The sequence below is a fragment of the Nakamurella sp. GG22 genome, from assembly GCF_052976845.2.
In genome coordinates this window covers 15491-39591 of the sequence record NZ_JBRIIO020000032.1, presented here as the reverse complement: position 1 = coordinate 39591, position 24101 = coordinate 15491, and the positions used below count along the sequence as shown (strand labels likewise).

Annotated in this window: 19 protein-coding genes and 2 pseudogenes; 14 read left to right on the top strand and 7 right to left on the bottom strand. The window is 67.5% G+C overall.

Features of this window, described 5'->3' with window-relative positions; translation table 11 throughout:
* The first annotated feature begins 16 nt into the window (after positions 1–16).
* From ACVBEQ_RS23900 to ACVBEQ_RS23880, 5 genes are all read left to right on the top strand, one after another.
* Positions 17–1075: a zinc-binding dehydrogenase gene (locus ACVBEQ_RS23900; protein WP_447155899.1), complete on the top strand. Its 1059-nt coding sequence runs from the start codon at positions 17–19 to the stop codon at positions 1073–1075.
* The gene (locus ACVBEQ_RS23895; RefSeq protein WP_447155898.1) at positions 1072–1869 is read left to right on the top strand and encodes a sugar phosphate isomerase/epimerase family protein; all 798 of its coding nucleotides are present in this window, start codon (positions 1072–1074) and stop codon (positions 1867–1869) included. Before ACVBEQ_RS23900 ends, ACVBEQ_RS23895 begins: the two co-directional genes overlap by 4 nt.
* Positions 1866–3227 carry an MGH1-like glycoside hydrolase domain-containing protein gene (locus ACVBEQ_RS23890; protein ID WP_447155897.1) on the top strand — a complete coding sequence of 454 codons (1362 nt, stop codon included), beginning with the start codon at positions 1866–1868 and terminating at the stop codon, positions 3225–3227. The genes ACVBEQ_RS23895 and ACVBEQ_RS23890 overlap by 4 nt, the downstream gene beginning before the upstream one ends.
* Positions 3224–5167 (top strand): amylo-alpha-1,6-glucosidase, encoded by a 1944-nt coding sequence (locus ACVBEQ_RS23885; RefSeq protein ID WP_447155896.1) that lies wholly within the window; start codon positions 3224–3226, stop codon positions 5165–5167. Before ACVBEQ_RS23890 ends, ACVBEQ_RS23885 begins: the two co-directional genes overlap by 4 nt.
* 137 nt (positions 5168–5304) lie before the next feature.
* Positions 5305–6432: a ScyD/ScyE family protein gene (locus ACVBEQ_RS23880; RefSeq protein WP_447155895.1), complete on the top strand. Its 1128-nt coding sequence runs from the start codon at positions 5305–5307 to the stop codon at positions 6430–6432.
* A 99-nt stretch (positions 6433–6531) separates the two neighbouring features.
* On the opposite strand, the gene ACVBEQ_RS23875 is transcribed toward ACVBEQ_RS23880, so the two are convergent.
* Positions 6532–7335: an alpha/beta fold hydrolase gene (locus ACVBEQ_RS23875; protein WP_447155894.1), complete on the bottom strand. Its 804-nt coding sequence runs from the start codon at positions 7333–7335 to the stop codon at positions 6532–6534.
* A 178-nt stretch (positions 7336–7513) separates the two neighbouring features.
* A complete protein-coding gene (locus ACVBEQ_RS23870; protein WP_447155893.1) occupies positions 7514–8635 on the bottom strand; it encodes a spore photoproduct lyase family protein in 1122 nt (373 codons plus the stop codon).
* 98 nt (positions 8636–8733) lie between these two features.
* Between ACVBEQ_RS23870 and ACVBEQ_RS23865 the strand changes: the two genes are divergently transcribed.
* A complete protein-coding gene (locus ACVBEQ_RS23865; RefSeq protein ID WP_447155892.1) occupies positions 8734–9219 on the top strand; it encodes a hypothetical protein in 486 nt (161 codons plus the stop codon).
* 99 nt (positions 9220–9318) lie between these two features.
* Here the strand turns inward: ACVBEQ_RS23865 and ACVBEQ_RS23860 are convergent, their stop codons facing one another.
* The gene (locus ACVBEQ_RS23860; RefSeq protein WP_447155891.1) at positions 9319–10143 is read right to left on the bottom strand and encodes an alpha/beta fold hydrolase; all 825 of its coding nucleotides are present in this window, start codon (positions 10141–10143) and stop codon (positions 9319–9321) included.
* Between the two features lie 294 nt (positions 10144–10437).
* Here ACVBEQ_RS23860 and ACVBEQ_RS23855 point away from each other — a divergent pair, with 294 nt between their 5' ends.
* Positions 10438–10770, top strand: a complete 333-nt coding sequence (locus ACVBEQ_RS23855) for a TfoX/Sxy family protein (RefSeq protein WP_447155890.1) — start codon at positions 10438–10440, stop codon at positions 10768–10770.
* A gap of 42 nt (positions 10771–10812) precedes the next feature.
* Here ACVBEQ_RS23855 and ACVBEQ_RS23850 read toward each other — a convergent pair whose 3' ends face one another.
* Entirely contained in the window at positions 10813–11415 is a 603-nt protein-coding gene (locus ACVBEQ_RS23850; RefSeq protein ID WP_447155889.1) for a TetR/AcrR family transcriptional regulator, read from the bottom strand.
* Positions 11416–11484: 69 nt separating this feature from the next.
* Between ACVBEQ_RS23850 and ACVBEQ_RS23845 the strand changes: the two genes are divergently transcribed.
* The 3 genes from ACVBEQ_RS23845 to ACVBEQ_RS23835 all read left to right on the top strand — a co-directional run bounded on the left by ACVBEQ_RS23845 (position 11485) and on the right by ACVBEQ_RS23835 (position 13920).
* Positions 11485–12336 carry an alpha/beta fold hydrolase gene (locus ACVBEQ_RS23845; RefSeq protein ID WP_447155888.1) on the top strand — a complete coding sequence of 284 codons (852 nt, stop codon included), beginning with the start codon at positions 11485–11487 and terminating at the stop codon, positions 12334–12336.
* 75 nt (positions 12337–12411) lie between these two features.
* Positions 12412–13227 (top strand): MEDS domain-containing protein, encoded by an 816-nt coding sequence (locus ACVBEQ_RS23840; protein WP_447155887.1) that lies wholly within the window; start codon positions 12412–12414, stop codon positions 13225–13227.
* Between the two features lie 9 nt (positions 13228–13236).
* Entirely contained in the window at positions 13237–13920 is a 684-nt protein-coding gene (locus tag ACVBEQ_RS23835; RefSeq protein WP_447155886.1) for a Dph6-related ATP pyrophosphatase, read from the top strand.
* Between the two features lie 49 nt (positions 13921–13969).
* Here the strand turns inward: ACVBEQ_RS23835 and ACVBEQ_RS23830 are convergent, their stop codons facing one another.
* Positions 13970–14617, bottom strand: coding sequence for a vitamin K epoxide reductase family protein (locus ACVBEQ_RS23830; protein WP_447155885.1), 648 nt, complete (start codon positions 14615–14617; stop codon positions 13970–13972).
* Positions 14618–14919: 302 nt separating this feature from the next.
* On the opposite strand from ACVBEQ_RS23830, the gene ACVBEQ_RS23825 reads away from it, so the two are divergent.
* The 4 genes and pseudogenes from ACVBEQ_RS23825 (at position 14920) to ACVBEQ_RS23810 (ending at position 22520) form a co-directional block, all read left to right on the top strand.
* A complete protein-coding gene (locus ACVBEQ_RS23825) occupies positions 14920–15207 on the top strand; it encodes a DUF4242 domain-containing protein (protein ID WP_447155884.1) in 288 nt (95 codons plus the stop codon).
* Between the two features lie 40 nt (positions 15208–15247).
* The gene (locus ACVBEQ_RS23820) at positions 15248–17959 is read left to right on the top strand and encodes a helix-turn-helix transcriptional regulator (protein WP_447155883.1); all 2712 of its coding nucleotides are present in this window, start codon (positions 15248–15250) and stop codon (positions 17957–17959) included.
* Between the two features lie 650 nt (positions 17960–18609).
* Positions 18610–20544, top strand: a pseudogene (locus ACVBEQ_RS23815) (adenylyl cyclase); the annotation flags it as partial.
* A 983-nt stretch (positions 20545–21527) separates the two neighbouring features.
* The gene (locus ACVBEQ_RS23810; RefSeq protein WP_447155882.1) at positions 21528–22520 is read left to right on the top strand and encodes an SMP-30/gluconolactonase/LRE family protein; all 993 of its coding nucleotides are present in this window, start codon (positions 21528–21530) and stop codon (positions 22518–22520) included.
* Positions 22521–22628: 108 nt separating this feature from the next.
* On the opposite strand, the pseudogene ACVBEQ_RS23805 reads toward ACVBEQ_RS23810, so the two are convergent.
* Positions 22629–23510, bottom strand: a pseudogene (locus tag ACVBEQ_RS23805) (adenylyl cyclase); the annotation flags it as partial.
* A gap of 42 nt (positions 23511–23552) precedes the next feature.
* Positions 23553–24056 carry a metallophosphoesterase family protein gene (locus ACVBEQ_RS23800; protein WP_447155881.1) on the bottom strand — a complete coding sequence of 168 codons (504 nt, stop codon included), beginning with the start codon at positions 24054–24056 and terminating at the stop codon, positions 23553–23555.
* Positions 24057–24101: the final 45 nt, after the last annotated feature.

Genomic DNA, 24101 nt, shown 5'->3' with positions numbered 1-24101 from the left:
TACAGACGGAGGACATATGCCCCAGATGATGCGTTTCACCGCGCCCCGAGCCGTGGACGTCGTCACCGTGGATTCACCGCCCTTGCTGCCGGGTGAGGTGCGGGTCCGGACGATCGCATCGGGCGTGTCCGCGGGCACCGAGTTGACCGCCTATCGCGGTACCAATCCGTACCTGACCTCGACGTGGGACCCGGCGCTGAGGCTGTTCCGGGACTCCCACCCGGACACGCCGTCGTACCCACTGGAGGGCTGGGGGTATTCCGAGGTCGGTGAGGTCATCGAGGTCGCGACACCCGTCGGCGTCAGCGGGGATTCCGCCGGGCGCGTCGCGGTGGGCGACATCGTCTGGGGGATCTGGGGTCACCGCTCCGAGGGGGTGGTCGCGGAGAGCGCCGTTCGCGCGCACCAGTTACCGAGGGATGTGGACCCGGTGATCGGCTGCTTCGTCCGGGTGGGCGCCATCGCTCTCAACGCCGTGCTGGCCGGCGACGCCGGGATCGGCGACACCGTTGTCGTCTTCGGGCAGGGGGTGATCGGCCTGCTGGCCACCCACTACGCGGCAATGTCCGGTTCCACGGTGATCGCCGTGGACGGGATCGAGGCGCGGCGCGACGCGGCCGTCCGGATGGGCGCAACCCACGTCTTGACACCCGGTCCGGACACCGCTGTGGCGATTCGCAACCTGACCTCCGGGCGGGGGGCGGACGTCGCGATCGACCTCTCCGGTTCCTACCTCGCGCTCCGGGAGGCAACCCGTGCGGTCGGACCCGACTCCACCGTGGTCGCCGCGGGGTTCTATCAGGGCGCCGCAACCCCGCTGCATCTGGGAGAAGAGTTCCACCACAACAGGATTCACATCGTCGCCTCACAGATCGGAGCCGTCCCTGCCCGCCTGCACCCCCGGTGGGACCGGGAACGGCTGCAGGCCACCGTCGCGGGACTCCTCGGCAAGGGCCGGCCGGACGTCCTGAGCCTGATCAGTCATCGTTACCCGCTCTCGGACGCCGCCGCGGCGTACCAGCTCATCGACGAGCATCCCGAACAGGCGCTGCAGGTCATCCTGGACGTCGCGTGATGCGGCTCTGCTGCCAGGAGCAGCACCTGCCCGGAGCCACGCTGGAAGAGAAGTTCGCCGCCGCCGTCGAGTACGGATTCGACGGGATCGAACTCCGCGGGGCCGGCGACCTCGCGTTCGAAGCCAGGCTGCCGGAGTTGCAGCGCGCCCGGGCGAACGGGGTGGTGATGCCCACGGTCTGCGTCGACATGCTCCATTTCATCGGTGCTTTCGACGACGACCTGCGTGCGGACGCCATCGCCCAGATGACCTCGCAGCTCACCGTCATGGCGGAGATCGGCGGAACCGGCGCCATGACGCCGGCCGCCTACGGCATGTTTTCGCGGCGCCTGCCACCGTTCGAGCCACCGCGGAGCGCGGCCGACGACCGGGTGATCCTGCTGGACGCACTCGGCCGGCTCGGCGAACACGCCCGATCCGTGGGGGTGAAGATCTTCCTGGAACCGCTGAACCGCTATGAGGACCACATGGTCAACCGGCTCAGCGAGGGCATCTCGCTGATCGAGGAGATCGGGCTCGACTCGGTGCAATTGGCGGCCGACACCTACCACCAGAACATCGAGGAAGCGGACCCCGCCGCCTCCTTGCGCGCCGCCGCGCCCCACCTCGGGCACGTGCAGGTCAGTGACTCCAATCGACTCGAGCCGGGCGCAGGGCATCTGGATTGGCCGCTGTTCGCCGCGACCTTGCGCGATGTCGGCTACAGCGGCGACATCGCTCTGGAGAGCCGGCTTTCCGGTCCGGCGGATGAGGTCCTGCCGCGCGTCCCCGGCTTCTTGCGCAGGTACCTGTGACGGGACTGGCCGAGACGGCGGCAGCGCAGGGAGCCACGTCGAGTCCGTTCCCGCCGGGTGCTGCGGCAGTCCTCGGCGGGAACTGGCACCGGCTGCACACGCTGCCGGCCACCGGGCTCTACCCGCATCAATGGAGCTGGGACTCGGCGTTCATCGCCATCGGCACCCGGCACCTGTCCGCACGGCGTGCGCAGCAGGAACTGGAAAGCCTGTTCGGTGCGCAATGGGCCGACGGCCGTCTGCCGCAGATCGTTTTCGACCCCGCACGGGACGACGACTATTCGCCGGGTGCGGCCTTCTGGCGGAGTGAGCGGATACCCGGATCACCCCGGGTGCCGACGGCCGGCCTGATCCAGCCGCCCAATCACGCGTGGGCCGCATTGCTGGTCCATCGCAGCGACCCACAGGAATCGGAACGCCGCGGGTTCCTCCGCCGTGCTTACCCGCAGTTGGTTGCCTGGCACGACTATCTGGCGCGCCGCCGGGATCGCGGCGGCACGGGGCTGGCCTGTGTGCTGCATCCGTGGGAAAGCGGCATGGACAATGCGCCTGCATGGGACAGCGTGCTGGGCGGGGTCACCGCCACCCGGCTCGCCGATCCCGACGCCGTCCCGGTGGAGCACGTTCCCCGGCCAGATCTGTTGCACGCCAATCTCGATGAGCGCCCGACGACCGCGGACTACCAGAACTATCTCTATCTCGCCGGTCGGTACCGGGACCACGACTGTGACGATCGAGACCCCGGCTACCCCTTTGTCGTCGAGGACCCCGCCTTCAACGCACTGTGGGCAATGTCCGAATGGGCGCTGGCGCGGATCGCCGAGCACCTCGGAGCATCTCCCGAACCGCATCGGGACGGGGCTCGCGCGCTGACCAGGGCCCTGCAGGAAACCTTCGATGACGAACTCGGCGTCTACCTCCCGCGGGACGTCCGCACCGGCGAGTTGCTCCGGTACGCGGGGATCTCGGGGATCATCCCGCTGGTCCTGCCCGGGAATCCCCTGCAGACGCGGGTTCTCCGGACGCTGCGCGGACCGCGGTTCGGACTGGGTCGGGTGATCATGGTGCCGAGCTACGACCTCACCGCGCCCGAGTACGACGGCGCCCGGTATTGGCGAGGGCCGTCCTGGTTCAACACCGCCTGGCTGGTCGTCCAGGGACTGCATCAGGCGGGTGCCCACCGCGAGGCGGACATCCTTGCAGTGCAAGCTGTCGAACAGGCAGTGACAGGTGACTACCCGGAATACGTCGACCCGCGCAACGGCGCCGCGCACGGCACCCGGTTGTTCAGCTGGACCGCCGCCCTAGCCCTTGACCTCGCCGCTGCGCAGCCGGATGTCAGGTCGAGACTGCCGTGACCGTTTCCGATCACATGATCCTCGCCGACGGAACGCTGTTCGCGACCTCGGCCATCGGCAACGTCGACCGGGAGGAGGACGCCGCCTACGGGCTGTACGTCGCCGACACCAGACTCCTCTCGGAATGGACGCTGACGGTCGGCGACCGCCCGCTGGGCGCGGGCGCCGCGCAGGTCGGCGTCAGCTCGCGGCGGTGGGCGCTGATGCCACGGGCGATCCGGAACCGCCCGGACCCCCTGTTCCTCGAGCGCGATCAACGGGTCGATGGGGACGGCCTCGCGGAGACGCTGACGATCCGGAACACCATGGCCTCGGAGCTGTCGACGACAATCACCGTGAAGGTCGGTGTCGACTTCGCCGACCAATTCACCGTCCGCACCGACGGCCGCCGGTACGACCTGTCCGCCGCGCAACGATCCCACACGGTCGTCGACGACGGTCTGCGCTTCGCCTACCGACACCCCAGGAACGGCAGGGTGTTCGAGGCGACCTGCGCCGTGTCCGCGTCGCCACGTCCGGTCGTCACCGCCGGCAACGGCCACCATCTGCTGGGTTGGACGGTGCAATTGCCACCGCATGCCGAGCAGACCATCACAATCACCGTCGGCCCTGCAGCGCGGCCCGTTCGGCCCCGGTTCGCCGCGACGCGCGGCCGCGGCGCAAGCACCTTCGGCGTCGATGATCTCGACCAGTCAGCACTCGATCGGCTGCGCGCACGGTCGCTGGAAGACCTCGACGCACTGATGATCGACGCGCCGGGCAGCCCCGGGCTCCGGGTTCCCGCTGCGGGAGCGCCCTGGTTCCTGACGTTGTTCGGTCGCGACTCACTCGTCACCTCGGTGCTCGCCGGCAGCGCGCGCCCGGAGTTGGCGCCGGCGGTCCTGCGTGCGCTCGCCACGACTCAGGGAACGAGGAACGATCCTCGGAGCCTGGAGCAGCCGGGTCGGATCATTCACGAGATCCGGGTCAGCGAGTTGGCAACGCTCGGCATGGTTCCCTACGGGCGATACTTCGGCAGCGTCGACGCCACGGCCCTGTTCCTGTCGGTGCTGGGCCGCACCGCGCTCGTCGACCTCGACAAGGCCGACGGCGCAAGGCTTGCGCGGGAGCTCCGGCCGGCGGCGTTGGCCGCGATCCAGTGGTTGCGCGGGCCGGGTGGACTCGACGAGGCGGGCTTTGTCACCTATCGGCCCGATCCGTCGGGCCTGGCCAATCAGGGCTGGAAGGACTCCGAGGATTCCACGGTCTTCGCCGACGGGCGAATTGCCGAAGGACCCATCGCATTGTGTGAGGTGCAGGGTTACGTCTTCGATGCGCTCCGGCGCACAGCGGCCCTGGCCCGATCGGTGTGGGATGACACCGCACTCGCGGACGACCTCGATCACGAGACGACGGCACTCCAGGTGCGGTTTCTCGAGCGATTCTGGTTGTCCGACAAGCAGTTCCCGGCTCTGGCCCTGGACGGTGCCGGCCGGCCGGTGGACTCGCTGTGTTCCAACGCCGGCCATCTGCTCTGGTCCGGGTTGCTGCCGCCCGCCGAGGCGAGATGTGTTGCGGACCGCCTGGTCTCACGGCAGTTCAGCTCGGGATGGGGTATTCGGACTCTGGCCGCCGGCCAGCCGCCGTATTCGCCACTGTCGTACCACAATGGATCCGTGTGGCCGCACGATTCCATGCTCACCGCCATGGGAATGGCCGAGTGCGGGCTCGGCGAGCATGCGCTGCTGGTGGCGGGCAGTGTGGCGGCCTGCGGATCCCGCCTCTCGAATCGGCTGCCGGAGGTGATCGGCGGATTCTCCCGCGAGGAATTCCCCGAGCCGGTGCGATACCGACTGGCCGGCATTCCGCAGGCATGGTCGGCCGCAGCAGGTGTTGCGGCCGTTCGCCTCCTTCGGCGGGGCGGAGCGGAAGGTGACGACGGGCGGGCCCGTGGGTTCTAACAAACGTGACAACGGCTGCCCTGGTGCAGATATCGAAGCGGACGATCGCTACTTTTCGTACCGATTGGGGGTTGCGAATGGCCCAAAAGGGGGGCCAGGATACTTCGGACAATGCCGTCACCTGACGAGGAGTGATCATGCTCAGAGCCCGTCGTGCAGCGAAGGCCGCAGTCCTTGCCGGCTCCTTGGTGCTGGCCTCGACCATCCTCGCTCCACCCGCCGCGGCACATACTCCGTGGAAAGTGGTCGCCAGTGGGCTGAACAGTCCTCGACACCTGGAGTTCTCGTCAGGGAACCTGTACGTCGTCGAAGCGGGCAAAGGGGGCAATGGTCCGTGTGTCACGGCTGAGCTGGGCACGTTCTGCCTCGGCTACAGCGGAGCCATCACTCTGGTCCGGGACAACGGGCGGGACCCGCGAGTCGTCAAGGGCCTACCGTCCATCAAGGCCGAGCCGCTGACAGAAGCGGCAACGGACACTATCGGTCCCTCCGATATCGCCTTCAATGGGCGCAATTTTGTCGTCAGTGTCGGCCTGGGTGGCAGCGACGAGTTCCGCGCCGGGTTCAAGCCGGGCGGAACATTGCTGGGCACGTTGGCCAAGGGCAAGATCGGCAGCTCGAAGGTCACCCCGTTCGCCGATGTGCTCGACTACGAGGTGGCCAACAATCCCGAACCAACCGACATCGACAGCAACCCAGTTGGTCTCGTCCGCAGTGGGTCGTCGTATCTGGTTGCAGATGCCGGCGGCAACGACATTCTGAAGGTGTCACGCAAGGGTGCTTTCAGCACCGTCGCCGTACTCCCGCCGGGTAGCGCACTCGCGCCGCCGTTCCTCGGCCTGCCGCCGGGCACCCAGATCCCGACGGACGCGGTGCCGACCGAGGTGGTCAAGGGACCGGACGGGGCGTACTACGTCAGCCAGCTCACCGGGTTCCCGTTCGAGAAGGGCGACGCCAACATCTGGCGGATCGTTCCCGGTCATGCTCCCACCGTCTACGCCTCCGGGTTCACGAACGTCACCGACCTTGCGTTCGCGCGCAACGGGGACCTGTACGTGGTGCAGATCTCGGCCGACGGCCTGCTCACCGGTTCGCCCGGCTCTCTGGTGAAGGTCAAGGCCCACGGCTCCCGCCACTACACGGTCGCCGGTAACCTCAACCAGCCGTACGGTGTGGCCCTTGACCGGCACTCCGCGTACGTCACCACCTGCGCGACCTGTGCCGGTGGCGGCCAAGTCATCAAGATCCCGCTGGGCAGGCACTGACAGCGTGCGGGTCGACCGGAACCCAGGGTTTCGGTCGACCCGCCACAGAGCCCGGCCGCCAAGGAACCCGGGCCCTAGTCGGCGGGGGCATTCGTGGAGTTACCGGGCGGACGAGGGCCGGGGAAACACCGTCTCCAGGACGGCCACGAGGACCTGCGGACCGGTCGCTTCGTGAAGCCAGCTATGGAATCCGTCAACGAAATGGACGTTTTCTCCGGCCGGGGTCGATCGGTCGAGCGCACCTTGGACGATGATCGGCCGGAGACCCCGGTTCATCAGGCGTCTCAGGACACTGGCCGTGTCACAGTTGCGCAGCAGAGCAAGGGTGACCTGAAACCGACGGTAGGGCCGCAGGTCTCGGTCGAGGAACATGTCCAGGATGGAACGGAGTAATCGGCCGGCGTGATAGAGCTCGCCTCGGGCGACATTGCCGTCGTCGTATCCCAGTTCCTGGACCAGCCTGACGAACAGCCAGGGCCGCCTCCAGCACCGGCGCAACTTGCGGTCCCATGCTGTTCCCATGGCGGGATTGATGAGAATCGGCTGCAGCGAGTCCGCCATGACTTCTTCACTGACCATGGCGGCCAGCTGACCGCCAAAGGAATGGCCGACAATCACGGTCGGCCGGATGTTGAGCGCGCGGACAGCCTCGACGATCAGATCGGCGAAGTAGCTGACTCGGAAGTGCAGGAGCCCGACCTTACAACTGCGGCCATGGTTGGGCAGGTCGATCGCGTAGATGCGGAGTCCGTAGTAGCCGGCCATGGCCTCGAGCGCGGGCAGGTTCTGGTCGGTGCTTCCACCGAGCCCGTGCAGCGCCACGGCGGGCTGCCCGTCCACCGGCCCGACGATGGTTGCATGCATCGTCCGCCCGCGGCTGATCGGAACGACCACGTCCTGCACGATTCGCCTCCCTGCGTCATTGCAGTTCACGTCATGTGCCCACCGACATGGGAAACGAAACTGTCACGACCGACGGGCGGAGCACGTCAATCCGCTGACGCGTGGGCACGGGCGGAATGCGGCTGCGAGAGTAGCTCGCCGCCGCGAACTCTCGGCATCGCAACTCCGACGAAGCGGCTCAGGTGAAATAGAGCAGCCGTGCCGACGGCAGCACCCGGTCGACCTCGCTGCCGAGGAATACCTTGAGGTCGCTCATCACCGGTGCCGGATAGACGTACTTCACCGCACCGAACTTGCCCCGCTTCTGCCGGCGAAGGTCTTCGGCCATCTCCAGCTGGGTCCGCGGGTACCACTCCAGCAGCACGTCCTTGCTGCGCCGGGTGAACCGGTGGGTGATCAGTTCGACGGTCAGGTCGACGTCGGGAAGGCCGGCCAGTTCGTCGCGAACAGCACCCAGCAGCGCCGAGTACTGCTCGCGCCAGCCGTTCACCGGCATGATCGGGGCGATGGTCAGACCCACCGGATAGCCGGCGTCGGCCAGTCGCCGGAGGGCCGAGATCCGTTGCGGCATCGATGCTGTGCCGCCCTCGAACCGTTCGCCCACCGCCGCGGCGTTCACCGACAGCCGGATCCGCGTACGACCGCGATGATCGAGCTCGAGCAGCGGGTCGACGTCATCGAACTTGGTCGTCGCCCGCAGCTGCACCGGGCCGGCCCAGGAGTGCCGGCCGAAGTGGGCGATGGTCGCGCTGAGCGACCCTGTGACGGATTCGATGCCCAGTGGGTCGGTGTAGCACGATGCCTCGAACGTGGTGCCCTCGGCGTCGCGGGCGGCTGAGCCCGTGGTGACAGAGCCGGCGCCGACCGAACTGTCGAGCCCGCCGACGATCTCGTCGAGGTTGGCGTAGACCCGGATGACCGGGGGACCGGTCAGCGATCCGGCGAGATAGCAGTACTGGCAGTGCGCAGGGCAGCCCTCGGCGAGGTCGAACCGCCAGTCCGCGCTGGGCGGGATCGGCTGCAGCCGACGCTTCGACGGCGGGGCCACGACAACGGCCATGGTCGACTTTGCCCGCGCGTACCGAGCCCGCGCGCTGTCCCCGCCGATCGGTGGCAGCCGGTCACCGGTCAGCACCTCGATGTCGGCGACGCCGGCCGCCTCACAGCGCGCGACGATCTCCCGGCCGTGGTCGTACTGGTAGGCCGACCTCGTCACCAGGACATGCTTCGGTCGCCACCGTCGGGCAGCCCTCGGGGCCGGCTCTACGGGAAGGGCAGCTCGGGCGTCGGTGCGCGTCACACCATTGCCAACGCCCTACCACGGGCACCTAGTCCGGTTCGCTCCGAAGTGAGACCGCCGCCGCACGGGCATCGGGTCGGGATGCGATGATCATGCCCATGACTGAGGGTTGGTCCGATTTCTACGTCGCCACGGCAGGTGCGGCGGCCGCGCTGGCCGGCTTGATCATCGTCGCGATGACGGTCAACATCCAGACAATCCTGTCGATCCCGAGCATGACATCCCGTGCGGCAGCGACGATCGGCACGTTGATCCTCATTGTGGTGAGTGCCGCCGCCGGGCTGATCCCGGAACAATCGGTTGAACTGCTCGGCGCGGAGATCCTGGTCTTCACCGTTCTCGCGGCAACCCTGACCATCGACTCGGTCGTCCGGATGGTCCGTGCGGCAGAGGCGCCTTACCGGCGACTGACCTGGCTGAAGAGTGTCTTCGCCATCGTGCAGATCGTGCCGTTCGTGGTCGGCGCGATCATGTTGCTGACGGGTAGCGATGCGGGCCTGTACTGGGTGGCAGCCGGTGCCCTGCTGGTGTTCGTCGGCTCGGTCGCCAACGCCTGGGTGCTGCTGGTGGAGATCCTTCGCTGACCGTCGCCGCCGGGCGGGAGCGCGGCGCAACACGCAATGGACCGGTCGCCGAGGCGCAGCGACCGGTCCATTGGCGGTCCGGGCTATCGACCGCGTTGATCAGGACCTGATGAACTCCAGCAGGTCGGCGTTGATCGTCTCGGCCTCGGTGGTCGGCATCCCGTGCGGGAATCCGGCGTAGGTCTTCAAGGTCGAGTTCTGCAGGAGCTTCGCTGACAGCGGCCCGGAGTCGGCGTACGGCACGATCTGATCGTCGTCGCCGTGCATCACGAGAGCGGGCACGCTGATCTTCTTCAGGTCCTCGGTGAAGTCGGTCTGCGAGAAGGCGACGATGCCGTCGTAGTGGGCCTTCGCGCCGCCCATCATTCCCTGCCGCCACCAGTTCGCGATGATCGCTTCCGACGGCTCGCGGCCGGGGCGGTTGAATCCGTAGAACGGTCCGGACGGCAACGCCCGGTAGAACTCCGAACGATTCGTCGCGACCTGGGCCTGCAGACCGTCGAAAACCTCCTTCGGCAGCCCGCCCGGGTTCGCGTCCGTCTGCACCATGATCGGCGGGACGGCGCTGATCAGCACCGCCTTGGCCACGCGGCTCTCGCCGTGCCGGGCGATGTAGTGCACGACCTCGCCGCCGCCGGTGGAATGGCCGATGTGGACGGCGTCGTGAAGGTCGAGATGGGCGGTGACGGCGGCGAGATCGTCGGCGTAGTGGTCCATGTCGTGACCATCACTGGTCTGGGTCGACCGACCGTGACCGCGACGGTCATGCGCGACGACGCGGTAACCCTGCTGCAGGAAGAACAGCATCTGGGTGTCCCAGTCGTCGGCCGACAGCGGCCAGCCGTGGCTGAAAACGAGCGGTTGGCCCGTGCCCCAGTCCTTGTAGAAGATCTCGGTGCCGTCCGTCGTGGTGATCGTGCCCATCTTGGTTTCTCCTTCGGAACGCTGTCTGTCCGCCTTGATCCGGCAGCTTAACGGCGTCGGATCGGTTTGTTAATGACCAGGCATCAATGGCCTGATTAATCCAGATTGTCCAAAGATGGGCTTTGGGCGTGAAACCCGCTTTCAGTCTCCCCGCACTGGCGTCACCCACACTCGTATCCCCGCACGCACTTCGCCGCGCTGACGACGCCGCGAAGACAGCCTGTCAGCCGCACACCGCCACACCATGCCAACTGACCCTGGCGATGGCGGGCCGGGCTGCGGAACACTCCTGGGATGGCCTATGACGAGGAACTGGCGGACCGGGTGCGCGAACATGTCGAGCGCGAGAACGGGCTCACCGAGAAGCGGATGTTCGGCGGGCTGGCATTTCTGATCAACGGCAACATGGCAGTCGCTGCCAGCAGCAAGGGCGGGCTGATGCTGCGGGTCGACCCGGGGCAATTGGAGTCGTTGTTGCAGCTACCCGGCGCGGAGCCCTTCGAGATGCGCGGCCGTGAGATGAAGGGCTGGCTGCGGATCAAGGTCGACGCCGGCACCCCGAATGACGATCTCGCGCAGTGGGTCCGTCGGGGCGTCGACTACGCCAACTCGCTGCCGGCCAAATAGCCCGCCCCCGCGGACGCGCCGCTGCGGAAGCAAGGATGGCGGTCACGGTGGCGGAGAAAGCAAGGGACGCAGCAGTTCCACCAGCGCCAGCTCGGTTTGTTCCGGGGACAGATCCCCGTCGAACCGCAGAATGCGCCAGGTTGTGGCGTCGCAGATTGCCACAGCCTGCGCGAGTCGTCGCTCACGGGCTGTCCGGTCCTCGATGTGTGCGAGCGCCCCGGAAAACGCTTCGCGGCACCAGTTCACGTGATAGGTCCGGGCTCGGGCGGCCAGTTCCGGCACGCCGGGTGCCTGGTGCGCCTCGGAGTACAGCTTCAGGATCAGCAGTCCGTGCTGCTCGTAGTAGCGGGTCAGTGCGTGCAGCGTGCTCGCCGGATCCTCCCCGAGGGCGGCCGACCGGTCGGCGGCAAGACGCGCCATCTCACGTTCGACCGTCGCGGCCAGCAGTCCGTGTTTGCTCCCGAACCGACGGATCACTGTCTGCACCGTGACCTTGGCGTCTGTGGCGAGGTCCTCCAGGCGGATCTGGTCGTAGGGCAGCCTCGAGAACCGCTGCAGCATCGCGTCGATGATCAGCTCGCCGGTGCGCTCCGCCGCTTCGGCCCGGGTCGACATCCGGTACGCGCGAGGGGTCTTGCTTTTCATAGGAGTGACGCTAACATGAATATATTCATGTGAGTCACACTCACACCAACTACCGCGAGGAGAAGTCCGATGACCCGCCGCGACACCGCAGGCCCGCGCACACACGAGCAGTCCGTCGAACGCACCGCCCGGGTCCCCACCCGCCTGGGCGAGGTTCATGTCCGCACGGTGGGGGAGGGTGCAACCACCGTCCTGTGGCCGTCGATGTTCGTCGACAGCCACAGCTGGGACCTGTTGATGCCCCTGTTGCCGGCGGGGCGCCGGTACCTGCTGGTGGATCCGCCAGGATTGGGGTTGAGCCAGCCGCTGCAACGGGTTGCCGACATCTCCGCCGCCGCCGAGGCTGCGACCGACCTGCTCGACGAGCTGCGCGTGGACGGCCCTGTCGACTGGGTGGGGAACGCCTTCGGCGGACATGTCGGGTACAAGCTCGGGACCCGGCCGGGCGTCCTGCGGAGTCTTGTCGCCGTCAGTTCGCCGACCGAGCCGGTTCCACTGCCGCTTCGCCGCCAGATCAACCTGTTGCTGCCACTCCTTCGAGCGGCAGGACCGATGGGCCCGGTACGCGATGCCGTGATGGCCGGGATGCTCACGGACGCCTCCGCGGCGCAGGAGGAGATCCGCCGTATCGTCATCGAATCACTGTCGCGGCCGACCCGCCGCAGCCTGAGCCTCGCCGTGCGGTCCTTCATCCTGAACCGTCTCGACGTCACCGACGAACTCGAAGATCTCGCTGTGCGCAGCCTTTTCGTGGCGTCCGATGACCGGGGGGACTGGAGTCCGCAGGCGGCAGAATCCGCGGCCGCGCTGGCACCTTCCGCTTCGTCCGTGGTTGTTTGCGGCGCCCGCACCCTGATCCCGCTCGAGCAGCCGCACGCTCTGGCGCATCACCTGCTCACCTTCTGGGAGCAGCTCGGCTGACGCGCAAAATGGGGCAGGTCTGTAGCCGCGGTAAAGTAGTGCTTTACTGAGGCTAACGACGGAAAGTGGGTGCGGATGGCGCGTCGCCACGCGGACCGCTCTGCCCGGCACGGTTGCGCTGTGCTGACCTCCGCCGAGCAGGCTTGGGAGGTGCTGACCAATTTCACCGCCGACGGTATCGAGCGCGAGGAAAGGGTTCTCGTCGCGGGGTTGCGGGTCGACCAGTCGAGGGGTCTGTTGCAGCGGTTGCGCGAGGAGGACGGCGTGCATTGCGACGCGGCAATGGCGGACGGCCAGATCGTCGTCATCGACGACGCGGACGCACCGGATTTCGTGCCCCAGCGAACCAAGGACCTCACCGACCAGCTGACCGCCCAGGTGGCGCAGGCGATCAGGGACGGCTACCGCGGGATCAGGGTCACCGGCCTGCATCGCGAGCGGGGCGTCGGTCGGCACGAGGCGGCCCTCGACCAACTGGTCGGCGACATTCCGCTGACCGTGCTGTGCCCGTACTTCGCGGCCGATCTGAGCGATCCGGAAGTCGAGTACGTGCGGGCGATCCACCAGGTGGAGATCCCCGACGACGCCGTCTACGACGACGGATTCCTGCGGATCACCCGTCCCCGGCGGGGCTGGGTGAAGCTGGCCGGTCACTGGAACGCCACCCACCACACCGAGGCATTCGACGTCGTTGCGCGGGCCGCCGCGGCGGGGGACCGTGATGTCGACGTCGCCTCCCTCCGCTCCATCGACAGGACCGCGATGGTGGCCCTGCTGACCGAGATCCAGGGCGGGTTGCGGCTGCGGAGCCCGCAGCCCCAGGTCAAGGCCCTCACTGCCGAACTCGCCGAATACTTCCCGACGCACGGACGGTCCCGCGCATCCCGTTAGGCTGCGCAGGTGTCCGAGCCGGCTGCGAACCCACCCAAGGCCTGGCTGTCCTGGAGTAGCGGGAAGGACAGCGCCTTCACCCTCGCGGTGCTCCGCGAACAGGCCGAGGTCGAGGTCGTCGGGCTGGTGACCACCCTCAACGCGGACGCGAACAGGGTTGCGATGCACGGCGTGCGACGAGAACTCCTGGAGCGTCAGGCACGCTCCGTGGGCCTACCCCTGCACGCCGTGGATCTGCCGTGGCCCTGCACGAACGAGCAGTACGAGAGCATCATGTCCGAGCTGGTTCGGGCCGCCGTTGCGCAGGGCGTTTCCGTCATGGCCTTCGGTGACCTGTTCCTCGAGGACATCCGCGCCTACCGCGAGCGACAACTCGACGGAACCGGACTGCGGCCGGTCTTCCCGTTGTGGGGCCGTGACACGGCGACGCTGGCCCGGGACATGATTCGCGGCGGGATCCGGGCCACCATCAGCTGTGTCGACGGGGCCCAGCTGGATGCGGCTTTCGCGGGCAGGTCGTTCGACGAGCAACTGCTCCGCGACCTGCCGGCCGCCGCCGATCCTTGCGGTGAGAAGGGCGAATTCCACACCTTCGCCTGGGACGGGCCGGGATTCGACCACCCGATTCCGGTGCAGACCGCAGAAACCGTCGACCGGGGCGGATTCCTGTACACCGACTTGATTCCGGATTAGCAGGCGTCCGGAACGTCAGTGTCACAGCCATTGAGAGGGCGGCCAGCGGTCAGCCGGCCAACCCGATCCACAGCAGGGCGGCAATCACCAGCCACCATCCCGCCCAGAGGGCAAGGTCGAGGCGGGCTCGGACCGCGGTGGCAACACCCCGGCCGAACCTGCCGTCGCCGAATGCTGCCGCCCGGTCCGCGATCCGGGTCAGGGACGCGCAGATGACCACGACAGCCGTGGTGATGCCGACGCACCACAGGCACAGAGCCCCGATGCTGAACGCGGTCTCGTACATGAACCAGCTCGCGAAGCACAGGAAGAAGACCGCCAGCCCCCAGCAGATCGCGACATACGATCTGCTGAAAGCACTTCCGAGCATCCCGGCAAGTGCGGCCGAGGCGAGGATCGCGAACATGATCGCGCCGATCAACGCGTTGGGCGGGCCGAGAACCGACGATTGCCAGGCGGTCAGCACGTTGCTGCAGGACAAGGTCGCGTTGACGTCGCAGGCCAGGCTCGCGAACGGATCCTTGAGGATGGTGATCTTCTCGATGATCTGAACCGTCGTGAAGCCGAGTCCCGCGAAGGTGGCGATCAGCACGATGCCCCACAGGTTGCGGGCCGTCCTGTCACCGGCGGCCGTCGACTCGTCGGGCAATGCTCCTGCGGCGTCCTGACCGGACCCGGCCGACTCCAGCGATGTCATGGCTTCCCCCTGGACCGACCGTCGTCGGCCGTTTTGCCCCGTCTGACTGTTTCACCCACCCTAGTCCGGACGACCTGAGCGCTCTCGAATGCGTGACCGGGCGCCTGGTGGCTCGCGGGATGGAGCTCGCGGCATGCAGGTCGCGGCATGGAGGTCGCGGCATGGGGCGGGGAGGCAGCGGTATGGGGTGCTGCGACGGCGACCGAACATGGGGATCCGCTCCCGATGTCGCAGGTGGCGCGCTCGGCGACAGTGACATCACCAGGCGGCGACCGGCCGCCGATCACCGAAAGGAGCGGGACATGACCCGTTTTCTCATCGAGCGCGAGATCGACGGCGCCACCGACCTCACGCAGGACGACCTCGCGAAGATCGCCCGGACCTCCAATGACGCGGTCGCGTCGCTCGGGGTCCCGTACAACTGGATCACCAGCTACGTCGCGGGTGACAAGATCTACTGCCTGCACGAGACGGACGACGCCGAAACGGTTCTCGAGCATGCAAGGCGGGGCGGGTTCCCGGCGAACGTCGTGTCCGTCGTCGCCAACGAGTTCGGACCGCAGACCGCGGGCCGGGCAACCGGGCAGTAGCCGCCGCGCTCCGGGCAACGGTGCAGTGGGCGGCCCTCCGATGAACACGACACCGTCCGACCACACCCACCCGCGGCGCGTACCGGGCCTTCCGGTGCGCGCCGCCGGGCACGGCCCGATCCGGCCCGTCACGATGGGTCTGGGCGGTTCGGCGCTCGGGATCTACGCTGATTCGGTGGGACTCGTCGAGCGTGACGACGAACTCGCCGTGCTCCGTCGGGCGCTGACGCGGGCGTGCGCCGGCGAGGGATCCGGCGTTGCGGTGATCGGGGACTCGGGCACCGGAAAGTCCGTTCTCATCGAGACCACCTGCGCCTCAGCGCTCGACGTCAGGATTCTCCGCGGGAGCTGCGACCCGCTGCGGACGCCCCGACCCTTGGGTCCGTTCCGCGACCTCGCACCGTCGACCGGCCTGGAGGCACTGCTCCGCGGCGAGGACCGGCTGCTCTCGGACGTCTGCGAGCGGATGTACGAGGTTCTTCGCGCCGAGCCGACTGTCCTGGTGGTCGAGGATCTGCACTGGGTGGACGCGGCATCGGTGGACGTGCTGCGTTTCCTGTGCCGCCGCATCGGCTCGATGCCGTTGCTGATGCTGGTCAGCTACCGCGACACCGAGATCGGGCCGCGGCACCCCGCGCGCCCGCTGCTCGGTGACGTCGCCCGGCTCGAAGGGCTGCGCACCATCGAGCTCCATGCCCTGTCGCCGGACGGTGTCCGACAGCTGGTCGACGGGACGGGCCTGGAGCCCGGACGTATTCACGCCCTGACCGGCGGCAACCCGTTCTTCGTCATCGAGGTGGTGAAGGATTCGGGCCTTCCGCTGCCCGCCTCGGTACGGGACGCCGTCCTGGCCAGGACGTCGGACGTCACGCCCGAGGACTTCGAGGTGCTGCAACTGGTGGCGACCGCGCCGGACCGGCTCGACGACCGGGTTCTGCCCACGCTCGGTGTCGACCTGCCGACCCTGCGGCGACTGGCCGCGACGGGCCTGCTCGGGAGAGCCCGCGGCGGGCTGCTCTTCCGCCACGAAATCGCCCGCCAGGCGGTCGCGAGCACCGTCCCTCTCGGTGGCGAATCCGGACTGCACGCCCGGCTGCTGCGGGCGCTGGGGACCATCGAACCGCTCGAACCGTCCGTGCTGACCCACCACGCCGTCGCTGCACAGGACGCCCGCCGGGCGGTCCGCTACGCGAAGCTCGCCGCCCTGGAGGCGGCCAATGCGGGTTCACACAGCGAGGCGGCCGCGTTCTACCGAACCGCCCTGGACCATCTCGACGGCGCATCACCGGGGGAGCGCGCGGACCTGCTGCACCGGCTGGGATTCGAGCAGTACATGACGAGCCGGCTCCAGGAAGCGATTGCCACGGTGAGCGCGACATTCCCGCTGTGGCAACAGGTCGGTGAATCCGGCGGGCTTTCCGCAGCGCACGAGGCGGTCGCGGTCTTCCAGTACTACAGCGCCCGACGACGTGAGGCCGAGGCGCACGCCGACCGGGCAGCACGGATCGTCAGTGAGGATGGCCCGGAGCTCGCCTTCGGGTTGGCCAGTGCGACGCAGGGCTATCTGGCGTACATGCGCAATGACTTCGATACGGCGCAGCAGCACTACGGCGAGGCGAGCCGGATCGCCGAGCGGGAGCAGCACAGCGAGCTGGCACTGCGGAGCAGGTTCGTCCTGTCGGCCGCCGCCCTGGCCCGTGGTGACGGCGAGGCCCGTGCCCTGTTGGCCGATGACGTCGAAGGTGCGCGTGCACAGGGCCTTGACGATCTGGCATCGACGATCTACTCCAATCTCGCGTACCTCGACGTGGAGCACCGCCGGTTCCGTGCCGCCGAGCACGTCCTCGACCAATCGCTGCCTTTCACCGTCGAGCGGGACATCCCGATCTGCCGGCACTGGCAGACCGGCGTCCGATCCAGGCTGCATTTCGCACAGGGCCACTGGAGTGCCGCGCTGGAGGACGCCGACCAGGTGCTCGAGGAAGAGGGGATGCCGCTGGCCACCCTCTGGCCGCTGCTGGTGACCGCGCTCGTTCCGATGCGCCGCGGCGCCGAGGTGCCGGCCGCCGCCTTCGACGCGGCGTGGGAACTGGCCGAGCGCATCGACGAACCGGTGCGCGGGTTGGCCGTCATGTCGGCGCTCGCAGAGCGGATGTGGATGACCGGGACTCCCGACAGCAGGGTGACCGACATTTCCGTCGAAGAGCTCGACCGGCTGGCCACGGTCGGCGGCGTCGAGTGGGCCGCCGGTGACCTGGCGATCTGGCTGGCCCGGCTCGATCTGGGAGGGGACTGCCGTGCCACGGTGGCCGAACCGTTCAGGCTGAGCATGGACGGCCGGCATCACGAGGCCGCCGCATGGTGGCACCGCACGGGAGATCCCTTCGCGGAGGCCATGGCGTGGTGCGACTCTCCCGATGTCGAGCACCGCGCCAGGGGCATCGAACTGCTCGACAAGCTGGGCGCCACCGGTACCGCCGACCGGCAGCGGGTCGCATTGCGGCGGGCGGGGGTCACGGCCGTGCCGCCCCGCCCCCGGGTCAGCACACGGGCGAACCCGGCCGGATTGACCAACCGGCAGCTCGAGGTGGCGAAGCTGGTCGCCCGGGGCTTCACGAACGCTGAGATAGCCGCCCGGCTGTACATCTCGCCGAAGACCGCCGACCATCACGTCTCGGCCGTCCTCGGCAAGCTCGGGCTGCCGAACCGCCGGGCGGTTGTCGTCCAGGCGGAAGAGCTCAGCCTCGGTTGACGAGCGGGCACGGCGCTGCGATCGATATGCCCGGCCGCCGATTCAGTGAAAACTGACGCCCATCAGCAGCACGGGGTCGCCTAGCTGATCACTGACGGCGAATAGGAAGCACTCCACGGGGACCGCTGCTGTATTTCGGGCGTGTTGACTCGGGAGAGCGGTAACTGCGTGCGACTGCATCGAAATCCCGATCGGGAAAACCGATGAGTGGCATCCACCTTTCGAGGTGCAGCGACCCTGCGCCTGCTTTATGGTCCCAGATCTGAGCAATGGGAAAGAAATAGACAATCGTGCGGGCAGACGGCGAGCTCATCGAGGGCAACTACCGACAGTGATCTTTGCGGCTGTGCGAGGCGAACTGCTGTGGTGACCGGTGTGCAACGGCGACTCCTGCGCGCGGTACCGTCACGCACAGAGAATCGCCCTGGCTGACGACAGTCCAATGCGGGATTACTGGCCGGAGATGGCTTGAAAAATCGGTTGTCTCGGCTGGCGTCAGTCCTCTCTTCTGATTATGGTGAAGAGGTGGAAGCGCTCTCAACGGCGCTTCCGTTCTCACCCGCCGACAACCCGGGAGCCGCCATCAGCGGCCATCCGGCTCGTGGCGGCGCCGGTAACAGTCCGTTACATCAGAAGATTGGTTCTTCTACATGCCTCAGCGCACTGGATCGACAACGACGGACAACAAGTCGCGCGGGGGCATCACTGCGAGAATTCGGGGCGCGCGCCGCGGCCTGATCGTCGGTCTCGCGCTGGTGACCGCCGTATCGGTTCTGGGCACGGTAGCCGTGGTGAATTCGGAGTCGGCCGATGCGGCCGTTGCCGCGGTGACACCCAATTTCGGACCCAACGTCACGGTTTTCGATCCCAGCATGTCGACCGCTCAGATCCAGGCGGCGGTCGACGCGATAGCGGCCAAGCAGATCGACAACGAGATGGGAACGGCCCGGTATTCACTGCTCTTCAAGCCGGGGACCTACGGGACGGGCGCCGCCCCGCTCAAATTCCAGGTCGGCTACTACACCGAGGTTGCCGGGCTCGGCAGGAATCCCACCGACGTCGTGATCAACGGCAGCGTCGACGTCTACAACCGCTGCCTGCCCCCGCCGCCCGATTCCAACCTGGCGACCTACTGCGTGGCGCTGAACAACTTCTGGCGTTCCCTGTCCAACCTGACGGTCAACGTCTCCGGCGGCACGACCGACTGCCGCAAGACGGGCATGTTCTGGGCCGCCTCGCAGGCGTCACCGATGCGCCGGGTGAACATCAACGGGAACCTGACGCTGATGGACTACTGCACCGACCAGCCGCAGTGGGCGAGCGGCGGGTTCATCGCCGACTCCAAGACCGACTCGGTGACCAACGGCTCGCAACAGCAGTACATCGTGCGCAACAGCAAGGTCGGCAGCTGGTCCAACGGCGTTTGGAACCAGGTGTTCGCCGGGACGATCGGCGCACCGGCCACCAACTTCGCCCAGTCCATCACCAACCCTGACGGTCAGCCGGGCTCGGGGACGTACACGACCCTCGCGACCAACCCCGTCAGCAGGGAGAAGCCCTACCTGTACGTCGATTCTTCCGGCAACTACAACGTTCTCGTGCCCACCGCGCGGACCAACTCAGCGGGCACCTCGTGGCAATCCGGCCCGACTCCCGTTACCTCGCTGCCGATCTCGAGCTTCTACCTCGCCAAGCCATCGGATTCCGTGGCGACGATCAACACCCAACTCGCCAGCGGCAAGAACCTCCTGCTGACGCCGGGCGTCTACAACGTGGCGTCGAGCATCGCGATCAACCGGTCGGGCACCGTCGTCCTCGGGATGGGGATCGCGACGCTGACCGCCGTGAACGGCGCGGTGCCGGTCACCGTCGCCGACGTCAGGGGTGCGGTCATCGCCGGGATCATGATCGATGCCGGCACGGTGAACTCACCTGCGCTGATGACCGTCGGCACAGCGGGTGTCGGACCCGGGTGCACCGACCCGGCCAACCCCACCACCCTGAGCGACGTGTTCTTCCGGATCGGCGGGCCGCACGTGGGCAAGGCCACGCTCGGCCTGGTGATCCACAGCGATGACGTCCTGATGGACGACATCTGGTCATGGCGGGCGGACCACGGCGTTCCCGGCAGCTTCGGCTGGAACGTCAGCCCGTCCGACACCGGACTGGTCGTCAATGGCGACAACGTCACGGGCACCGGCATTTTCGTCGAGCACTACAAGAAGTACAACGTGATCTGGAACGGCGAGAACGGCCGGACGATCTTCTTCCAGAACGAGATGCCCTACGACCCGCCGAATCAGGCCGCGTGGCGAACCGGCCCGGTGCTCGGGTACGCCGGATACAAGGTGGCCGACACCGTCAAAAAGCATGAACTGTGGGGCGGCGGCAGCTACATCTACACCAACGTCGACAGGACGATCCATGCCACCCGCGCCTTCGAGGTGCCCGTCACCCCCGGGGTCAAATTCCACAGCCTGCTGACGGTGCAGTTGCTGGCCGGACTGATCGACCACGTCATCAACAACACGGGCGCGGTCACCCCGGGTCCGGTCGCCGCACCGAGCTTCGTCACCCATTTCCCGGCCGGCGCCACCAGCAGCCCGTACGTGCGGCCGGTCAAGACCCTGGTGCCCTGCACCAACCAGCCGCCGCCCACCACCACGCCGACGGTTCCGCCGACGACGACCACCCCGACCACTCCGACAACCACGACTCCGACAACCACGACTCCGACAACCACGACTCCGACAACCACCACTCCGACCACCACGAAGCCGACCGTTCCCACCTCGACCCCGACAACCAGCACCCCGACCAGCCCGCCCACCAGCGGCCCGGGCAACCTTCGCTGGAGCACCGGGAGCACCAGCGTCACGCTGACCTGGAGCGGTGACCCGGCGGCGACGTACGACATCCTGCGTGGCGAAGGCGGTGTGAAGATCGCCAGCGTCAAGGGGCTGACGTTCACCGACTCCGGCCTGAACGTCAACACCCCGTACGTCTACTCGGTGCGGGGGACCGGCGGCACCACCCCGCAGATCACCGCGGTGACCGGGACACAACAGACGGGTACCTCGCCCACGACCCCATCAACGACGGTCCCGACCGGTACGGCGACGAGCACGCCCACCAGCCCACCCGTCACCGGAGCCCCGTCGAACCTGCGGAAAACCGGCCAAACGGCCAGCACGATCACCCTGGGCTGGACCGGTTCCGCGTCGGGCAGCTACGACATCCTGCGCGGCGAGGCGGGGGACAAGATCGCCACCGTGACGGGCACCAGCTTCACCGACATCGGTCTGCTGGCCAACACTCCGTACGTCTATTCGGTGCGAGGCGCCGGAGTCACCACGCCGCAGATCACCGTCACGATCAGCTCGACGTTCTCCGGGACGCGCGCGCTGTTCTGATCTGTTCGACGAGCATTCGTCAAGATCGACCGAACCGTTTCCTGGCACCGGGCCGCTGATCCGCGGTTCGTTGCCAGGGAACGGTTCGGTCGCTTCAGCACCCTTCCGCACTCATCGGCCGGCACCCCGATCGAACCCGATCCATCCTGCCGGCGTTGAACTATCGGCAGGAGTGTGCCCAGGCGAACGACCGGGAGGTCAGTGTGCGGAGAACGTTGTTCACGGTGCTGGTGGCAGTTGCGATGGTGCTGGTCGGCGGGCAGGCGGTGGCCCAACCCGCAGTCCAACAGCACGGCAAAGGGAACTTCCCCGAGGTGATAGCGCTGCCGAACGGCTTCGCGCCCGAGGGCATCTCGATCGGACGCGGAACGTCGTTCTACGTCGGGTCATTAGTGGACGGGGCGATCTACCGCGGCGACGTCCGCACCGGCAAGGGCGCGATCCTGGTGCCCGGCCAGGAGGGGCGCATCGCGGTCGGCACCGAGGTCGACAAGCGGAATCGGCTCTTCGTGGCCGGCGGCGGGACCGGCACCGCTCGGGTGTACGACGCCAGGTCGGGCCGAGAGCTCGCGTCCTACCAGCTGGCCAGCGGCAACACTTTCATCAACGACGTCGTGGTGACCAGGGACGCCGCCTACTTCACCGACTCGGTCAACCCCGTGCTGTACGTCGTTCCGTTCGGGCGCAACGGTCGGCTGCCCGCCCCGGGCGGCGTGCGGGTGCTGCCGCTGACCGGAGGACTCCAATACGCGGCGGGCTTCAATGTCAACGGCATCGAGGCCTCACCGGACGGTCGGACGCTACTGGTCGTGCAGTCCAACACCGCGAGCCTGTTCACGGTGTCCGCCCGCACCGGGGTGACCGCCAAGGTGGACCTCGGCGGTTTCCAGGTGACCAACGGTGACGGCCTGCTGCTGCGCGGCAGGACGCTGTACGCGGTGCAGAACCGGCTGAACCAGATCGCGGTGATCAAACTGGACCGCGGTTATCGCTCCGGAGAGGTGATTCGGACAATTACCGACGAGGACTTCGATGTGCCGACAACCGTTGCGGCCTTCGGCTCGTCGCTGTACGCGGTGAACGCGCGATTCGGGACGGAGGTGACTCCGGACACCACCTACAGCGTCGTCCGGGTATCCGCCCGCTGACACTCAGGGACAGCGAACGACAGAACCGCTCCCTTGCACGGTGACCCGGGAACGCCGGGTTGTGCAAGGGAGCGGTTCGGTCATTGCTGGGAGAACTCAGCGGTCAGCTCACGGGTAGCTGAGCAGGATCTGCCTGTTCTCCGGCGGTGTCGGGACCGCAGGATCTCCGGCGTCGTTGATGATGTGGTCGATCGTTCCGGCGAGGTTGAGCGACACCGTCACCAGGTTGTGGAACCGGACGCCCGGCCGCACCGGCACCTCGAAGGCACGGCTCAGATGCAGCGTCGGTTCGACGTTGGTGTAGATGTAACTGCCGCCTCCCCACAGTTCGTGCCTGCGCACCGAGTCGTTGACCTTGTAGGCGGCCCAACCGGGTTCACCGTCGTGCTGCCAGGCGGCCTGATTCGGCGCGTCATACGGCAGTTCGTTCTGGAAGAAGATCGTGCGGCCACGCTCGCCGTTCCTGATGACGTTGTACTGCTGGTAGTGCTCCACGAAAAAGCCGGTGGCGGTGACGTTGTCCCCGTTCACGATGACGCCGTTCCGGCCGGTACTGACATCCCAGCCGTAGCTGCCGGGATTGCCGTGATCGGCCCGCCAGGCCCAGATGTTGTCGACGATGACGTGGTCACTGTTGATCTCGAGGCTGACGTCCGCCTTGCCGACATGCGGCCCGCCGATCCGGAAGAACACGTCCTGCAGCGCGGTCGGATTGGACGCCGACCCGGTGCGACGGCCGTTCGAATGGTGGCCCTTGCCGGGTCGGTCGGACCCGATGTTCAGCAGCACCGGGGAATTGACCGTGCCCGCGTCGATCATGATGCCGGCGATGTCGACACCCTGGACGTCGGCGACGCTCATCACGACGGCACCGTTGACCGCGGTCAGGGTAGCGATGCCCATCCCCAGCACCACGGTGTTGGCGCGCTTGACGGCAATCGTCCTGTCGACGTTGTAGACGCCGGGGGTCAGCAGCAGGTGCTTGCCCCGACCTGGGCCACACTCCGCGACTCGGCCGTCACCGGACAAAATTCAGGCCCGTGGCGCAAGCCGGTGTAGCTCGACGTCGGTCATCGTGCCGTCCAGCACCGTCGCCGTGAGGAAGCTGAAGTAGGGCATGCGCCGGCGGTCGGTCGGCGAGCCGGGATTGAGCAGCCGCAATCCACCCGGAGTGGTGCTGTCCCAAGGAATGTGGCTGTGTCCGAACACCAGCAGGTCGGTATCGGGATGGTCGCGGTCGGCACGCACTTCACGCCCTGCCTTGCCGCCCGTCTTGTGCACGACGGCGATCCGCAGGCCCTCGAACGTCACCCGGGCGACCTCGGGGAGCCGGCCGCGGAACTCGGGACCGTCGTTGTTGCCGTACACGCCGATCAGCCTGGCGGCCCGGGACTCCAGTTCGTCGAGCAATTCGATGCCCACCCAATCGCCGGCGTGGAAGACCACATCCGCGGTGTCGACCTCGTCCCAGACCTGCGGGGGCAGGTCCTTCGCCCGGACGGGGAGGTGCGTATCGGAGATCATCAGTAGGCGCACCGGAACAGTGTGGGCGCCGCGCTCAGCGACGGCTCCGTCAACCCC

Bases quoted from the DNA above. Each gene is read 5' to 3' on its own strand.
- ACVBEQ_RS23900 (WP_447155899.1), top strand. From the start codon at position 17: ATGCCCCAGATGATGCGTTTCACCGCGCCCCGAGCCGTGGACGTCGTC.
- ACVBEQ_RS23880 (WP_447155895.1), top strand. From the start codon at position 5,305: ATGCTCAGAGCCCGTCGTGCAGCGAAGGCCGCAGTCCTTGCCGGCTCC.
- ACVBEQ_RS23865 (WP_447155892.1), top strand. From the start codon at position 8,734: ATGACTGAGGGTTGGTCCGATTTCTACGTCGCCACGGCAGGTGCGGCG.
- ACVBEQ_RS23860 (WP_447155891.1), bottom strand. From the start codon at position 10,143: ATGGGCACGATCACCACGACGGACGGCACCGAGATCTTCTACAAGGAC.
- ACVBEQ_RS23855 (WP_447155890.1), top strand. From the start codon at position 10,438: ATGGCCTATGACGAGGAACTGGCGGACCGGGTGCGCGAACATGTCGAG.
- ACVBEQ_RS23850 (WP_447155889.1), bottom strand. From the start codon at position 11,415: ATGAAAAGCAAGACCCCTCGCGCGTACCGGATGTCGACCCGGGCCGAA.
- ACVBEQ_RS23845 (WP_447155888.1), top strand. From the start codon at position 11,485: ATGACCCGCCGCGACACCGCAGGCCCGCGCACACACGAGCAGTCCGTC.
- ACVBEQ_RS23840 (WP_447155887.1), top strand. From the start codon at position 12,412: ATGGCGCGTCGCCACGCGGACCGCTCTGCCCGGCACGGTTGCGCTGTG.
- ACVBEQ_RS23830 (WP_447155885.1), bottom strand. From the start codon at position 14,617: ATGACATCGCTGGAGTCGGCCGGGTCCGGTCAGGACGCCGCAGGAGCA.
- ACVBEQ_RS23825 (WP_447155884.1), top strand. From the start codon at position 14,920: ATGACCCGTTTTCTCATCGAGCGCGAGATCGACGGCGCCACCGACCTC.
- ACVBEQ_RS23820 (WP_447155883.1), top strand. From the start codon at position 15,248: ATGAACACGACACCGTCCGACCACACCCACCCGCGGCGCGTACCGGGC.